The sequence below is a fragment of the Peptoniphilus sp. oral taxon 836 str. F0141 genome, from assembly GCF_000179335.1.
Taxonomy (GTDB): Bacteria; Bacillota; Clostridia; order Tissierellales; family Peptoniphilaceae; genus Peptoniphilus_A; species Peptoniphilus_A lacrimalis.
Map to the genome: position 1 here is coordinate 24,518 of NZ_AEAA01000050.1, position 15,221 is coordinate 39,738.

Genomic DNA, 15,221 nt, shown 5'->3' on the forward strand with positions numbered 1-15,221 from the left:
TTCACCTACTTTTTAAGTCTTGGGTCTAGTGCATCTCTTAAGCCATCACTGAAAAGATTTAGTGAAAGTATCATAAGTGACAATATAATTGAAGGAATTATAAGTCTGTATGCAAAGGAATAAATTCCACCAAGGGCATCCGCAGCCATAGCTCCAAGGGAAGTCATGGGAGCTTGAACTCCTATACCTAAGAAAGATAGGAAAGATTCCAAGAATATAGCGGATGGTATTTGCATTGCTGTCATTACTATTATTTGTCCTATACAGTTTGGATATAAATGGCGTCTAATTATTCTCCATTTGCTACCACCTAAGGCATTAACAGCCATAACAAATTCTTGTTGTTTTAACATTAAGACTTGTCCTCTGATAACTCTTGCCATTCCTACCCAGTATAAAAGTCCAAAGGCTATAAATATTGATATCAGTGCCGGTCCAAGAGTTGATAATTTTTGAGCAAAAGCTGAGTGAGAATTATTTACCCAAGATCTCAGAGGCTCATTTATACCGATTGATATTAGAATAACTACCAAAACATCAGGTACTGAATAGACAAGGTCTATTATTCTCATCATGACTAGGTCAATTTTGCCACCAAAGTAGCCTGAAATAGCTCCGTATAAAGATCCAATTATAAGAACGATTAAGGAAGCAAACACACCAACTATTAAGGAAACACGAGTTCCATACATAGTTCTAGTCAAAATGTTTCTACCTAACTTGTCTGTACCAAAAGGGTATTTTAATGATGGATATAAATTTTCATCTCCACGGAATTGAGTTGTATAATCACCTTTTACGAAGTAAGGTCCAATAAAAGCAAAAATTATTACAATTATTAAAAAACCAAGAGCAACCATTGCAACTTTATTCTCTTTTAATCTTCTCCAAGCATCTGCCCAATAGGAAACAGAAGGTCTTTTAGTAATAAAAGATTTCTTATCCTGAGAATCTGCTTTTAGAAAATCGTTATCCAAAATTTCAAACCCTAAATCTTCAGGGGTTGTTTGAAGTGAAAAAAATTTAGTAAGATTTTCCATTAGTTACCCCCCTTTGTAATATCTATTCTTGGGTCTACAAATTTATACAGAATGTCTACAACCAAATTCATAAAAATAACGAGAGCTGCAAAAAATATTGTTGTAGCCATAATAATAGGATAATCTCTATTTAAAATTGAATTTATGAAATATCTTCCCATACCTGGTAAAGAAAATACACTTTCGACAACAAAAGAACCACATAAAATTGAGGCTGTCAAGGGTCCTAAATATGTTAATACAGGAATAAAAGCATTTCTTAAAGCGTGTTTAAATAAAATTTTACTTGCAGGAACACCCTTTGCTCTAGCAGTTCTTATATAGTCTTGGTTTATTACATCAAGCATTGAAGATCTTGAAAGTCTTGCTATATAACACATTGGATTAAATCCTAATGAAAAGCAAGGCAAGACATAAGCCGAAACTTTACCAAGACCCATGGTGGGTAAAACTTTTAGTTTTACACCAAAAAATATAAGAAGAAGTGTTGCCACAACGAATCCTGGTACCGATATACCAATTGTAGTCAAAACTCTTAAAAACGAGTCAACACCATCACCTCTGTGATAAGCAGCTAAACACCCTAAAGGTAAGCCGACAAGGATTGACCAACTAAGTGCTATTAGACCAATTTTGGCACTGGTTGGAAACATTTCCTTAAGAATTTCAATTACAGGTCTATTTTTTTGCATTTTTAAAGATACTCCGAAGTCTAATTTTAAAGTATTTATTAAATACTTTTTAAGCTGAACACTTAAAGGTTTATCCAAACCATATTTTTTGTTAAGTTGTTCCATGACTTCAGGGGATGGGGGTTTTTCACTAAGAAATGGGCTTCCTGGTACCATGTTCATAAGTAAAAATGTAATTGTTGCTACTAAGATAAGTACCAAAAAAGATTGCAAAATTCTAGTTATTATATACTTTCCCATGATCCTCTCCTTTCAATATATTACTTTATTCTATTAATTATATATCGGCTATTAGTTAATTACAAGACAATTAAAACCTAGTGTTTAACTAGACATTTAGCAAATGTGAAAAATTACGCTTATTTATTAAAAAAATTTGTGAAAAATTGCAAAAAATTTTTGTAGATTTTCTCCATAATGTTTAAAATTTTAAAATTTATAGTATAATAGAGAAAGCCGAAGTTCAAATTGAACTTTTTTATTATGCTCGTTTTATTTGAAAAAATTTTATATAATATTATAATACTTTACATATGGGGAGGTTATATGAGATTATCAAAACTATACATGCCGACATTAAGAGAAGACCCGCAAGATGCGGAAATAGTTTCTCATAAATTTTTGTTGCGTGGAGGATTTATAAGGAAAAGTGCAAGCGGGATTTATACTTATTTAACTCTAGGTTATAGAGTTGTTAGAAAGATAGAAAATATTGTAAGAGAAGAGATGGATAGGTGCGGTTCCCAAGAAATATTGATGAGTGCTATTCAGCCTCGTGAAATTTGGGAAGATTCTGGAAGATGGGAAAAATATGGTCCAGAAATGTTTAAACTAAAAGACAGACATGACAGAGATTTTTGCTTAGGTCCAACTGCTGAGGAATATTTTACTACTCTTATTAAAGATGAAGTCAATTCTTATAAGGATTTACCTTTAAACTTATATCAAATTCAAACTAAATATAGAGATGAAAAAAGACCTAGATTCGGTATTAATCGTGCCAGGGAGTTTTCAATGAAGGATGCCTATACTTTTGATGAAGATTTAGAGGGCTTGGAAAAATCTTATATGAATATGTATAGAGCCTATGAAAAAGTTTTTGATAGGCTATCGCTTAATTATAAGATTGTTGAGGGTGACAACGGAGCTATGGGTGGTTCAGGTTCTCATGAATTTATAGCTCTTGCAGAATCTGGAGAAGGGGTTATTGTATTTTCTGAAAATGGAAAATATGGTGCAACTGATGAGAAAGCTCCTGTTGAGTATAAAGCTCCCCAAAAAGAAGATAAAAAAGAGTTAGAAAAAGTTTATACACCTAATTGTTCTAGCATTGATGATGTATCAAAATTTTTAAATATTGAAAAGGGAAGATGCGCAAAAGCTGTTGATTTAATGATTGAAGATAAGCCTTATATTGTCTTGATTCCTGGAGATAGGCAGTTAAATCTTATAAAGTTAGTTTCTATTTTAAAGGTAGCTGAACATAAGGTTAGGATGATGAATGATAAAGAAATTTTAAATATTGGTTCTTGCCCTGGTTTTACAGGTCCTATTGAATTGAAAGAAGATGTCAAAGTTTTGGTTGATGCTTCATTAAAAGATATAGACAATTTAGTTATTGGTTCTAATGAAGAAAATTATCATTATATTAACGCAAATTATGGAAGAGATTTTAATGGAGAAGTTGCAGGAGATCTTTTATTAGTCGAACAAGGGGATTTAATTCCAGGGACTTGTGATGAGTATAAATTTGCAAGAGGTATTGAAGTTGGAAATATCTTCCAATTAGGTACTAAGTATTCTAAATCTTTGAATGCAACTTATTTAGATAGAAATGGCAAGGCACAATATTTTTATATGGGTTCTTATGGAATTGGTATAACAAGAACTGTAGCAGCTATTGTGGAACAAAATTATGATGAAAATGGAATAATTTGGCCTGTAGCTACGGCACCATATGAATGTATAGTTACTGTTATTAACCCTAATAATGAAGAACAAAAAGAACTTGGAGAAAAAATTTATAAGAGTCTTCAAGAAAAGGGTATTGAAGTATTGATAGATGATAGAGATTTAAGAGCTGGTGTTAAATTCAAGGACAGAGATCTTATAGGTATTCCTGTAAGAATAACTGTTGGCAAAAAAGCTAGTGATGATGTTGTTGAATATTCTTTAAGAAAAGAAATGAAAAACAGCGAAATTTCATCTCAAAGTGCTATAGAAAGTGCGATAAAAGAGGTATATGATGGCAGACTTTAAATTTGAAATAGTTGAACATTTAGGTGTTTTATCTGAAGATGCTAAAGGTTGGACTAAAGAAATAAATAAAGTGTCTTTTGGTGGTAGACCTGCAAAGTATGATATTAGAAGTTGGGACCAAGATCATTTAAAAATGTCTAAGGGTGTCACATTGAATGATGAAGAATTTGAAAATCTTATCGGTATATTGAAAGTTAAAGGGTTTTAATATATTTTTTTGAGAAAAAATGATATAATAATTTTTATTGATAGTTTAGGAGGAAATAAATGGAGATTAAAAGTAAAGAAAAAAATACAGTGAGCTTTGACTTAGTGTTAAAAGATAAAGATATAAAGGATGCAGAAACTGAAGTTTATAAGAAGAATAAAAAGAGTTTACAAGTACCAGGATTTCGTAAGGGACATGTACCAAGAAAATTAATTGAAAATATGTATGGCAAGGATGTATTCCTTGAAGATGCAATAAATGAAATCCTTCCAGAAGTGTATGCAAAAGCTGTTAAAGAATTAAAGCTTGATGTAATTGACCAACCAAATATTGATATTCCTGAAGAAAGAAAAGATGGAGAAGATTTAATTGTCAATGTAAAAGTTGATGTTAAACCTGAAGCAAAATTAGGTGAATATAAGGGACTTGAAATCGAAGATCCTACAATGGAAGTTACTGACGAAGTAGTAATGCAAGAAGTCGAAAACGAGAGAGAAAAAAATGCAAGAATCATTAATGTTGATGATAGGGCTGCCCAAAAAGGAGATAGCGTAAATATTGACTACAAAGGTTCTTGTGATGGTGAATATTTCAAAGGCGGAGAAGATAAGGGTCATAATCTTGAACTTGGTAGCGGTGCCTTTATTGAAGGCTTTGAAGACCAAATTATCGGACATAAAGTTGGAGAAGAATTTGATATTAATGTTAAATTCCCCGAAGACTATCGTGACGAAAATCTTAAGGGTAAAGAAGCTAAGTTTGAAATCAAATTAAATGGTATTTCTTATAAAGAACTTCCTAAACTAGATGATGAATTTGTTAAAGATATTTCAGAATTTGATACTCTTGAAGAATATAAAGAAGATATAAGAAAAAATAAGCAAGAAGAGTATGATGTCAATGCAAAAATGGAAAAGCAAAGAAGAATCGTTGAAAAATTGGGAGAAATTGCAGAAGTTGAAGTTCCAGAAGTAATGGTAAATAGACAAATTGACGAAATACTTCAAAATTATGAAAGAAGCTTAATGGGTCAAGGAATTTCTTTAAATGATTATATAAAGATGACAGGTTCTTCAATTGAAGCTATGAGAGAATCTCTAAAAGAAGGAGCAAAAAATACTGTTAAAAATGATTTAGCTTTAGATGCTCTTGTTAAGGCTGAAAATATCAGGATTTCTGATGAAGATGTGGAAAAAGAAGTTAATGAAGTAGTTGAAGATTATTTCAAAGACGACAAGGAACATATGGAAAAAATGAGATCTTATATGCTTAACGAAAATAAAGAACAAATAAGAGATGATTTAGCTAAGAGAAAGGCTGTTGATATTATTCTTGAAAGTGCTAAATTAGTTGAACCTAAAAAATTAAGCGAAGAAGAAGCACAAAAGGCTAAACTTGCAAAAGAAGAAATAGAAAAACTTACAGAAGAAGAAAATAAATAAAATTTTAAGAATTAATTAAAAAGAAAGGTGATTTTATGGCACTTGTGCCTATGGTAGTTGAACAAACAAATCGTGGTGAAAGGTCTTATGATATTTATTCAAGACTTTTGAAAGATAGAATAATATTTGCATCAGGTGAAGTTAATGATACAATGGCTGATTTAATAGTAGCCCAACTTTTATTTTTAGAGTCTGAAGACCCCAATAAGGATATTCAACTTTATATTAATTCACCTGGAGGAAGTGTAAGTGCTGGACTTGCAATTTATGATACTATGCAATATATTAAACCTGATGTTTCAACTATATGCATAGGGATGGCAGCATCAATGGGCGCTATACTTCTATCATCAGGAGCAAAGGGTAAAAGATTTGCCCTACCCAACTCAGATATTATGATTCACCAACCAAGTGGCGGCACTCAAGGTATGGCTACAGATATTCAGATTACGGCTGAAAAGATCTTAAAGACAAGAAAATCTTTAAACCAAATATTAGCAAAAAATACTGGTCAAAAATTAGAAAAGATTGAAAGAGATGCTGACAGGGATTTTTGGCTTGATGCTAATGAAGCGAAAGAATACGGATTGATTGATAAGGTAATAGAAAACAGAGAATGAGGTATTAATGGAGACAACAGAAAAAGTCTTAAGATGTTCTTTTTGTGGAAAAACACAAAATCAGGTTAAAAGACTTATTGCCGGTCCAAATGTTTCAATATGTAACGAATGTGTGGACTTGTGCAACAATATTTTAGCAAATGAATTGAATAGTGATGATACTGAAAACTTTGATTTACCAAAACCTGCACAGATAAAACATATACTAGATTCATATGTAGTAAAACAGGAATCAGCAAAAAAAGCTTTAGCAGTAGCTGTATATAATCACTATAAAAGAATAAATTCTAATAAGAAAATCGAAAATTCAGATATTGAGCTTCAAAAATCTAATATTTTAATGATTGGACCTACTGGAAGTGGTAAAACACTTTTAGCTCAAACATTAGCTAAACTTCTTCATGTGCCTTTTGCTATATGTGATGCCACAACATTGACAGAAGCTGGTTATGTAGGTGAAGATGTTGAAAATATTATATTAAAATTAATACAAAATGCTGATTATGATATAGAAAGAGCTGAAAAGGGAATAATATATATAGATGAAATTGATAAGATTGCAAGAAAATCTGAAAATGTCTCAATAACAAGGGATGTTTCAGGAGAAGGTGTTCAACAGGCTCTTTTAAAAATTATTGAGGGTACTGTTGCTAATGTTCCTCCACAAGGAGGCAGAAAACATCCTAATCAAGAGTTTATTCAAGTAGATACTACAAATATCTTATTTATTGTTGGAGGAGCTTTTGACGGTTTAGAAAAGATTATTGAGCAAAGAACTATGAAATCATCTATGGGTTTTGAAGCTGCAATTTATGATAAGAATATTGAAAGAAAAGCTATTCTTAAAAAAGTGGAAACTGAAGATCTTTTGAAATTCGGCTTAATACCTGAACTTATAGGTAGATTACCAGTAACTATTACTTTGGAAGAACTTGATGAAGATGCTCTAGTGGAAATTTTAACTAAACCAAAAAATGCTTTAGTTAAACAATATAAGGAACTTATGAAATTAGACAATGTTGATTTAATTTTTGATGATGATGCTTTAAGAGATATAGCAAAAAAAGCTATAGAAAAAAAGGCTGGAGCCAGAGGTTTAAGAGGTGTTATTGAAAATACAATAATGAACATTATGTATGAAGTTCCATCAAGAGAAGATGTAGTGGGAGTAGAAGTTACTAAGGCTTCAGTTGAAGGAAAAGAAGCGCCAAAGTTAATTAAAAAGAAAGCTCAGTAGCAACTTTTTAATATAAAATGATAAACCTTGCAATGCAAGGTTTTTTTAATAGAAAGGAAACTATATGGAAACATTAAAAATACCTATGATTCCCATGAGGGATTTAGTCATATTTCCTAAAAGTGTTACTCATTTTGATTGTGGGAGAGAAATATCTATAAATGCGGTTGAAAATGCAGAACTTCATGATTCAAAAATTTTTCTGGCAAGTCAAAAAGACTCGATGGTTAAAGAACCAAAAATTGACGATATTTATAAATATGGAACTATAGCTGAGGTAAAGCAGATACTAAAAGTGCCAGGAGGTATTGTTAGAGTTTTAGTAGAAGGAATTGAAAGAGCAAGGATGATTTCTCTTAATGAAGAAGATGGATATTTACAAGCAGAAATTGAAGTTTTTGAAGAAGAGGAAGTTTCGGAAGGAAATAAAGACATTGAAGCGGCCTTGAGATTAGTGGAATCTGATATATATTCTTATGGAGAGCTTGATGACAGATTAATACCTGGTCTTTTACAGTCAGCGGTTGATTCTTCAACACCGGGAAGGCTTGTTGATACTGCTTGTTCCTATTTGAATTTAAAATTAAAAGATAGTCAAAAAATTCTTGAATCAGTTGATGTTTACGAAAGACTTGTTAATTTCCATGCAATTATGAAAAGGGAAATAGAAGTATTATCTATAGAAAAAAACATTGATAATCAAGTAAAAACAAAGATGAATAAGATTCAAAGAGAGTATTATTTAAAGGAACAATTAAAAATAATCCACAAAGAACTTGGTGATGACGAGGAAGAAGAGGAAACAATTTCAAAATATAAAAGACTTATTAAAGAAAAAAACTTGCCTGATGAGGTAAGGGAAAAAGCTTTAAAAGAAGTTAAAAAACTTGAAAATACAAACTCAATGTCACCTGAATATTCAGTAGGCGTGAATTATTTAGATTGGATTTTAGAACTTCCTTGGATGGAAGAAAAGAAATCAAAAATTAATTTGTCTAAGGCAAGAAAAATTCTTGATAAAAACCATTACGGTTTAAAAACTGTAAAAGAAAGAATTTTGGAATTTATTGCAGTTAAAAAATTGGCAGGAAATGATTTAAAAGGTCCCATACTTTGCCTTGTTGGACCACCTGGAGTAGGAAAAACTTCTATTGCACAATCTGTTGCAGATGCTCTAAATAGAAATTTTGTTAGAATGAGCCTTGGAGGAGTTACTGATGAAGCTGAAATAAGAGGCCACAGAAGGACATATATTGGATCCATGCCAGGAAGAATAATTTCTCTTATCAGAAAAGCTAAAACAAAGAATCCAGTATTTTTATTTGATGAAATAGATAAGATTGGAAATTCATATAGAGGTGATCCTGCAAGTGGCTTGTTAGAGGTGTTAGATCCTGAACAAAATTCAACATTTACAGACCACTATTTGGAATTACCCTTTGATCTATCAAATGTATTTTTCATAGCAACAGCAAATACAACATCAACAATTCCACGTCCGCTTTTAGATAGGATGGAAGTGATAAATTTAGGTGGTTATACACCAAATGAAAAATTTAATATAGCTAAAAAATATTTGGTACCAAAACAATTTGAAGAAAATGGACTAAAGAAAAACCAAATAAAAATTTCAGATAGGGCTATAAGGGATATTATAGATTTTTACACTAGAGAAGCAGGTGTGAGGTCCTTGGAAAAAGAAATTTCAAAGATTGCAAGAAAAGCTGCATTAAAAGTAGTAGAAGATGATAAATTTGACTCAATTGTTGTAACAACAAGAAATGTTAAAAACTTTTTAGGTGAAAAGAGATTTTTAATAGATGAAGTTTCAAAAAAAGATGAAGTAGGAATTGTCAATGGACTAGCATGGACAGCGGTTGGAGGAACAACTCTCTCAATTGAAGCAACAATAATGGAGGGTTCTGGTAAAATAACACTTACAGGTTCTTTGGGCGATGTAATGAAAGAATCAGCTATAGCTGGTATTTCTTATATTGCTTCTAATGCAGAAAATTTCAACATAGACCCTACATTTAGAAAAACAAAGGATATACACATTCACGTTCCTGAAGGAGCTGTTCCAAAGGATGGACCTTCAGCCGGAATAACAATAACAACAGCAGTATTATCTGCATTGAGTAATAAAAAAGTGTACAGAGATATTGCAATGACAGGAGAAATAACCTTAAGAGGAAAAGTTTTGCCTATTGGGGGCTTAAAAGAAAAATTATTAGCAGCAGAAAGATTTGGTGTTAAAAAAGTTTTAATTCCTATGGAAAACAAGAGAGATTTAGAAGAAATTGAAGACGATGCAATTAAAAATCTTGAAATAATTCCAATATCGTCAATGGAAGATGTTGCAAAAATTAGTCTAGGTGATTAAATGAAAGTAAAGATATCAGATTTAGAAAAAGTAACAGTAAAAAAAGAAACTTATCCAGCAAATAATTTGCCTGAATTTGCTTTTGCAGGCAGGTCAAACGTAGGTAAATCATCTTTTATAAATGCAATGCTGGGAAGAAAAAATCTTGCTAGAACTTCTTCAACACCAGGAAAAACACGAACTATTAATTTTTACAAGGTTAATGAGGATTTAAGGCTTGTGGATTTACCGGGATACGGATATGCAAAAGTTTCAAAAAAAGAAAAAGATAGCTGGGCAAATATAATAAATGAATATTTAGAAACCAGAGAAAATCTTTTAGAAACAATACTTTTAGTTGATATTAGACATGACCCAACACAGCTTGATCTACAGATGTATGATTATCTGTTAGCTTCAGGATTTTCGGGAATAGTTATAGCAACAAAAAAAGATAAAATATCAAAAAGCTCGGTGAAGAAAAATATAGATAATATAGCAAGAAAATTGAAAGCTCCAGTAAAAGAAAATATAATACCATTTTCTTCTGTTGATAAAGATGAAGTTGATGAATTGTGGTATATATTGGAAGATATAATTAAATTTAAAAAGGCTTAGAGGGAATTTTGATTTGTAGTAATTAATATATATAATTAAAAATTTATATAAATTTTAAATATTAAATTATATTATTAAGCTATTTAATAAGCGATTAAAAAAGATTATGTCTAAAGAAATTTGAAAAGAGAAACATTAATAATTAAAAGATTAAAAAATGCCAAAGTGAGTTTTAATGCGAAATCTAGTATTGGTGAAAACTTTATGGTGAAGCTTATAAAACACCCCCCTAATATTAGGAGGGTGTTTTTGAGTATATAAAAAATTTAATTAGTAAGCTTAATTTGTGTAACCAATATTTTTTGAAAGCTTTTCAGCACAAGATTTTACAGAATTTATAAAACTTTCTTTGTTTTCTTCAGTCATTCTTTCTTTAGGCAAAACTATTCCTAAAGCTCCTAGGAGTTCACCGTTATAATTAAAAACGGGTGCCCCTATTCCTGCTGCATTCGTGATATAGTCGGAATTAGATGTTGATACCATATTTTTTCTGATTTCTTCTAATTCTTTTTTTAATTTTTCAACATCAACTTTTCCGTTAAGATTGTCGGACAAACCTTCACTTATATATTTATCTATAAATTCTTTGCTTTGGAAAGCCAAGATAACTTTTCTTATTGCTCCCCAATGAAGGTCAATTTCGTATCCAAAATTTTCTACTATTTTTAGAGGGTGTTTTCCTTCTACTTTTGAAATTACTAGCCCCTTTCTACCACTTTTTATAATCAAAAAAGAATCCTCGCCAGTTTGTAATGATAATTCTTTTAAAACGTCTGAAGTTTCTCTTTGAGGATTTACAAATGCTGTTGCTGAAAATCCCAAGGGTATAAGTCCAGAACCTAAAGAATATAAATGAGTTTTTTCATCCTTGTAAACATATTTTACAGAAATCAGGGTTCTCAATATTCTGTGGGCTGTTGAGGGAGGCAAATCTAAATGTTCTGAAATTTCAGCTATTGTAAGTTCTCTATTTTCAGTTCTTAAAAAATTCAAAACATTTGCAGCTTTAACCAAGCTTTGAATCATACTATCACTCCTCAAATATATTATATCATAAAGTGGAATGTATTTCATAATATAATGCTTAAATTTTTATATTTTTTAATTATATATGGGTAAAATTAATATACTCTTAGTCAGTGAAAAAAATTAATTCATTAATTGCAAATTTAACTTTAGTTTTTTAAACTTATTATAAGTTTTTTATATTTTAAAGTTAATTTATGAAATGTTTTGTAGAAAAATCTTTAAATTTATTTTTAGACATGGAATATTATTAAATAATATTTCTTTTTCTCTAATTTTCCGTCTTTTTGAAAATCTGTATTCTTGTATAAACTTGTACTGGTATGGTAAAATATGTTGGAGGAGTTGATTCTTTGGAAGATAAAAAGAACTATGGAGATTTACTCATGTTGGCTATTAAATCAATTCTTTTAGCCTTATGTGGTGTAGTGTTTCCATTTTTATATATTTTTTTCCCTTCGATGTATATTGTAGAATCCATTAAGGAGGGAATCCTTAAAATTATGGGAATATTTATAGGGGTTTGTGTGCTTTTAGGTGCAATTTTTAATCCTATAGATGGTTTTGTTGTATTTACAATTTTCGGACCCTTAATTTTGGTTTTCCATTATATGATTACGAGTAGAAGGTCAAGAACTCATATCTTTATAGCTGGTGCAATTTCATTTTTTGCATCCGTTATAGTTTTACTGGTTTCTTTTGGTATTAATTCAGAGGTTTTAAATTCTAAAAAAACTCTTGAGGGATTAATCAACATTTATACCAATATAGGAAGTGAAGTCGGTCTTGCAGATACTGAAATTTTTGATATCACATCAAGAGTTTCAAACTTGTATTATACTTTCTTGCAAATGGCACCATCTTACCTTATTATTTCATCTTTGGTTTTTTCTTATATAGTATATATTTCAGTTGTCAGGACTATGTTTGCAAAGGGAAGAATAATTATAGGTCCACCATCTTTGGAATTTATTAAGATACCAAAAGAGGTTATTTTTTTAGGCTTTGCGACTATTGGTGTTTTATATCTATTGAAATTTCCACAGGGAACAGAGATTATTTATAAAAACTTATTGTTTATTCTTTTATTTTTACTCTTTGTTGAAGGTCTAGCAATTATAAAGTTTTTCATGACTTCTATGAAGATTAGTAGATTTTTGCAAACTATTATTATAATTGTTAGTCTAACTTTTCCATTCTTGCAAATGCTATTTATATTTTTAGGCGCAGTAGATTTGTTTATAGATTTTAGAAAGATAGGTGTGTAATATGAAAAATGATTTTTCAATGAAAGATTTTGCTGCCTATATGATTTTTGGCCTTATAGCAATTGTTGTAGCTGGTCTATATAAAATTCAAGCAGGTCTTGGCCTATTTCTAATTTTTATTTACATTATTATAATCACCTACAAATCTATTGAAAAGAAAAATGAAGATAATAAAAAATATGTGGAAAATTTAGATGAGGACTTTGATTCATTAACTAAGACAGCAATATTTAATATGCCTCATCCGCTTGTTGTTACAGATGAAAAAGGAATTATTATTTGGTACAACACTCATTTTCTAAATCTTTTTGAAGATATGGAACTTATGAATGAGAATATTGATGATTTTATTAAAGACGTTGATTTCAAAAATATTTTAAAGGATGATGATAAAAAATCCTTTGATGTAAATATTGCTATGGATTACTATAGAGCTTATGTAAATATTTGTGACACATCTAAGTCAAAAGGTGGAAGAGATAAGGTAATTTTATTTTATTTCGTAAACAATTCAGCTTATTTTGAGCTAAAGAAAAAATATACAAATGAGTATCCTATAGTTGTTAAATTAGAAGTAGATAATTATGATGAAGCTATGGATTCCACTCCATCAGCTAATAAACCACAATTAATCGCAGCTATTGACTCAACAATAAGATCATATTTTGAACAGTACGATGCTTTATTTAGAAAATACAATGAAGATTCTTATTTGGTTATTTTAGATTATAAATCTTTCCTTGATATCAGGGAAAAAAGATTTGATATTCTTGATGATTTAAGAGAATTAAATAGAGAAAACTCTATGCCTATTACCTTATCCATTGGGACATCTTCAATCGGTCTTAATTTTAAGGCGGCTAATGTTGAAGCAGATTCCTGTTTGGATATAGCTTTAGGACGTGGTGGAGATCAAGCTGTCATAAAAGTTTCAGATAACTATGAATTCTTTGGTGGAAAATCGAAGGCTGTAGAAAAAAGAAATAAAGTAAAAGCTAGGGTAATTGGTGAAGCTTTAAGACAATTAATTGATAGATCAGAAAATGTTTATGTTGTGGGCCATATAAATGCTGATATGGATGCAATAGGTGCAGCAATAGGTGTTCTTAGGGCGACTTTAAATAGAAATAAGGATGGTTTTATTGTTTTAGAACAATCAAATCCATCTATAGATAATTTAATAAAAAGAATGAAGAAAGAGGAGCCTGAAACTTATAGAAAAATTGTTTCTAGAGATGAGGCTCTGTCAAGTATTAAAAATTCTTCATTGCTAATACTTGTAGATAATCACAAACCATCTTTTACAGAATGTCCCAAACTATTAAATGGAACAACTCAGGTTGTAGTAATTGACCATCACAGGCGTGGCGGAGAATTTGTTAAAAATCCTGTATTGACATATGTTGAGCCCTATGCTTCATCTACTTGTGAATTAATTACAGAAATGCTTGAATATATGTCAGATGACTTAAACTTAACTCATTTTGAAGCTGATGCATTAATGAGTGGTATTGTTGTAGATACGAAAAATTTCTCTTTCCAAACAGGAGTTAGAACTTTTGAAGCTGCTTCAACTTTGAGAAGAGCAGGAGCAGACATGACAAAAGTTAAGGCGCTTTTTGAAGATGATTTTTCAACTATGATATATAGGGCTGAAGTTATTCAGTCTGCAAAAATAATTGGCGGAAATATTGCTGTAGCAAAATTTGAGAAAGAACTTGACAATTCAGTTTTAGTTGCAGCTCAATCTGCAGATGCACTTCTTGAAATTAATGGTATTGACGCTTCTTTTGTTATGACTTTATCGAAAGATAAAATTCATATTTCTGGAAGGTCTAGGGGTGAAGTTGTTTCTGTTCAGTTAATTTTAGAAAAAATTGGTGGTGGAGGTCATTTGAATATGGCTGGAGCTCAGCTCGACACCAAGGATTTTGAAGTAGCAGAGAAAAAATTAACAGATGCTATTAATGAATACATGGAAGAAAATAAGGAGAATAAAGATGAAAATAATTCTAATAAAAGACCATAAAGATTTAGGAAAAAGTGGGGATTTAATTAATGCCAAGGATGGATATGCTAGAAATTTCTTAATCCCAATGAAAATTGCCATTGAAGCAACTAAAGAAAATTTAGCAAAATGGCAAGAAGAAAAAAGAATAGAAGAAGAAAATGAAAAGGAAAACAGAAAACAAGCTTTGGAACTTAAGAAAAAGTTAGAAAGTAAGAAAATATTAATCACTGCTAAAGCAGGTGATGGTGGAAAATTATTTGGAGCTATTACCTCAAAAGATATAGCTGATCAAATAAAAAAGCATTACAATGTTCAGATAGATAAGAAAAAAATAGATCTTGCAGAAAATATAAAATCTATAGGGATAAAAAATATTGAAATAAAATTATATCCTAAAATAGTTGCAAATATAAAAGTTGAAGTTGATGGTGAATAAAA

Annotated in this window: 13 protein-coding genes; 10 read left to right on the plus strand and 3 right to left on the minus strand. The window is 30.5% G+C overall.

From position 1 onward, the window contains the following. Nucleotides 1-5 precede the first annotated feature (5 nt). Both HMPREF9131_RS02095 and HMPREF9131_RS02100 read right to left on the minus strand, forming a co-directional pair. Complete coding sequence (locus tag HMPREF9131_RS02095; RefSeq protein ID WP_009345103.1) at nt 6-1,040, minus strand: ABC transporter permease; 1,035 nt, start codon at nt 1,038-1,040, stop codon at nt 6-8. Then, on the minus strand, nt 1,040-1,972 hold the full coding sequence (locus HMPREF9131_RS02100; RefSeq protein WP_009345117.1) for an ABC transporter permease: 933 nt from the start codon (nt 1,970-1,972) through the stop codon (nt 1,040-1,042). Before HMPREF9131_RS02100 ends, HMPREF9131_RS02095 begins: the two co-directional genes overlap by 1 nt. Nucleotides 1,973-2,278: 306 nt before the next feature. On the opposite strand from HMPREF9131_RS02100, the gene HMPREF9131_RS02105 reads away from it, so the two are divergent. From HMPREF9131_RS02105 to yihA, 7 genes are all read left to right on the plus strand, one after another. Continuing rightward, on the plus strand, nt 2,279-3,991 hold the full coding sequence (locus HMPREF9131_RS02105) for a proline--tRNA ligase (RefSeq protein ID WP_009345090.1): 1,713 nt from the start codon (nt 2,279-2,281) through the stop codon (nt 3,989-3,991). Beyond that, entirely contained in the window at nt 3,978-4,199 is a 222-nt protein-coding gene (locus tag HMPREF9131_RS02110; protein WP_009345094.1) for a YdbC family protein, read from the plus strand. The genes HMPREF9131_RS02105 and HMPREF9131_RS02110 overlap by 14 nt, the downstream gene beginning before the upstream one ends. Before the next feature lie 59 nt (nt 4,200-4,258). Next, complete coding sequence (gene tig / locus HMPREF9131_RS02115) at nt 4,259-5,641, plus strand: trigger factor (RefSeq protein ID WP_009345098.1); 1,383 nt, start codon at nt 4,259-4,261, stop codon at nt 5,639-5,641. Nucleotides 5,642-5,676: 35 nt separating this feature from the next. Then, nucleotides 5,677-6,261 (plus strand): ATP-dependent Clp endopeptidase proteolytic subunit ClpP, encoded by a 585-nt coding sequence (clpP, locus tag HMPREF9131_RS02120; RefSeq protein WP_004825804.1) that lies wholly within the window; start codon nt 5,677-5,679, stop codon nt 6,259-6,261. 7 nt (nt 6,262-6,268) lie between these two features. Beyond that, on the plus strand, nt 6,269-7,498 hold the full coding sequence (gene clpX, locus HMPREF9131_RS02125; RefSeq protein WP_004825800.1) for an ATP-dependent Clp protease ATP-binding subunit ClpX: 1,230 nt from the start codon (nt 6,269-6,271) through the stop codon (nt 7,496-7,498). A gap of 64 nt (nt 7,499-7,562) precedes the next feature. Beyond that, a complete protein-coding gene (lon, locus tag HMPREF9131_RS02130) occupies nt 7,563-9,881 on the plus strand; it encodes an endopeptidase La (RefSeq protein WP_009345120.1) in 2,319 nt (772 codons plus the stop codon). After that, nucleotides 9,882-10,478, plus strand: a complete 597-nt coding sequence (gene yihA / locus HMPREF9131_RS02135) for a ribosome biogenesis GTP-binding protein YihA/YsxC (RefSeq protein ID WP_009345100.1) — start codon at nt 9,882-9,884, stop codon at nt 10,476-10,478. It abuts the gene before it with no gap. A gap of 279 nt (nt 10,479-10,757) precedes the next feature. Here the strand turns inward: yihA and HMPREF9131_RS02140 are convergent, their stop codons facing one another. Beyond that, the gene (locus tag HMPREF9131_RS02140) at nt 10,758-11,504 is read right to left on the minus strand and encodes an IclR family transcriptional regulator (protein ID WP_009345096.1); all 747 of its coding nucleotides are present in this window, start codon (nt 11,502-11,504) and stop codon (nt 10,758-10,760) included. A 353-nt stretch (nt 11,505-11,857) separates the two neighbouring features. On the opposite strand from HMPREF9131_RS02140, the gene HMPREF9131_RS02145 reads away from it, so the two are divergent. The 3 genes from HMPREF9131_RS02145 to rplI are packed head-to-tail and all read left to right on the plus strand — an operon-like array spanning nt 11,858 to nt 15,219. Continuing rightward, entirely contained in the window at nt 11,858-12,772 is a 915-nt protein-coding gene (locus tag HMPREF9131_RS02145) for a DUF2232 domain-containing protein (protein WP_232202573.1), read from the plus strand. 1 nt (nt 12,773) lies between these two features. After that, entirely contained in the window at nt 12,774-14,801 is a 2,028-nt protein-coding gene (locus HMPREF9131_RS02150) for a DHH family phosphoesterase (RefSeq protein WP_009345123.1), read from the plus strand. Beyond that, on the plus strand, nt 14,773-15,219 hold the full coding sequence (rplI, locus tag HMPREF9131_RS02155) for a 50S ribosomal protein L9 (protein WP_009345116.1): 447 nt from the start codon (nt 14,773-14,775) through the stop codon (nt 15,217-15,219). The genes HMPREF9131_RS02150 and rplI overlap by 29 nt, the downstream gene beginning before the upstream one ends. Nucleotides 15,220-15,221: the final 2 nt, after the last annotated feature.

Bases quoted from the DNA above. Each gene is read 5' to 3' on its own strand.
- HMPREF9131_RS02095 (WP_009345103.1), bottom strand. From the start codon at position 1,040: ATGGAAAATCTTACTAAATTTTTTTCACTTCAAACAACCCCTGAAGAT.
- HMPREF9131_RS02100 (WP_009345117.1), bottom strand. From the start codon at position 1,972: ATGGGAAAGTATATAATAACTAGAATTTTGCAATCTTTTTTGGTACTT.
- HMPREF9131_RS02105 (WP_009345090.1), top strand. From the start codon at position 2,279: ATGAGATTATCAAAACTATACATGCCGACATTAAGAGAAGACCCGCAA.
- HMPREF9131_RS02110 (WP_009345094.1), top strand. From the start codon at position 3,978: ATGGCAGACTTTAAATTTGAAATAGTTGAACATTTAGGTGTTTTATCT.
- tig (WP_009345098.1), top strand. From the start codon at position 4,259: ATGGAGATTAAAAGTAAAGAAAAAAATACAGTGAGCTTTGACTTAGTG.
- clpP (WP_004825804.1), top strand. From the start codon at position 5,677: ATGGCACTTGTGCCTATGGTAGTTGAACAAACAAATCGTGGTGAAAGG.
- clpX (WP_004825800.1), top strand. From the start codon at position 6,269: ATGGAGACAACAGAAAAAGTCTTAAGATGTTCTTTTTGTGGAAAAACA.
- lon (WP_009345120.1), top strand. From the start codon at position 7,563: ATGGAAACATTAAAAATACCTATGATTCCCATGAGGGATTTAGTCATA.
- yihA (WP_009345100.1), top strand. From the start codon at position 9,882: ATGAAAGTAAAGATATCAGATTTAGAAAAAGTAACAGTAAAAAAAGAA.
- HMPREF9131_RS02140 (WP_009345096.1), bottom strand. From the start codon at position 11,504: ATGATTCAAAGCTTGGTTAAAGCTGCAAATGTTTTGAATTTTTTAAGA.
- HMPREF9131_RS02150 (WP_009345123.1), top strand. From the start codon at position 12,774: ATGAAAAATGATTTTTCAATGAAAGATTTTGCTGCCTATATGATTTTT.
- rplI (WP_009345116.1), top strand. From the start codon at position 14,773: ATGAAAATAATTCTAATAAAAGACCATAAAGATTTAGGAAAAAGTGGG.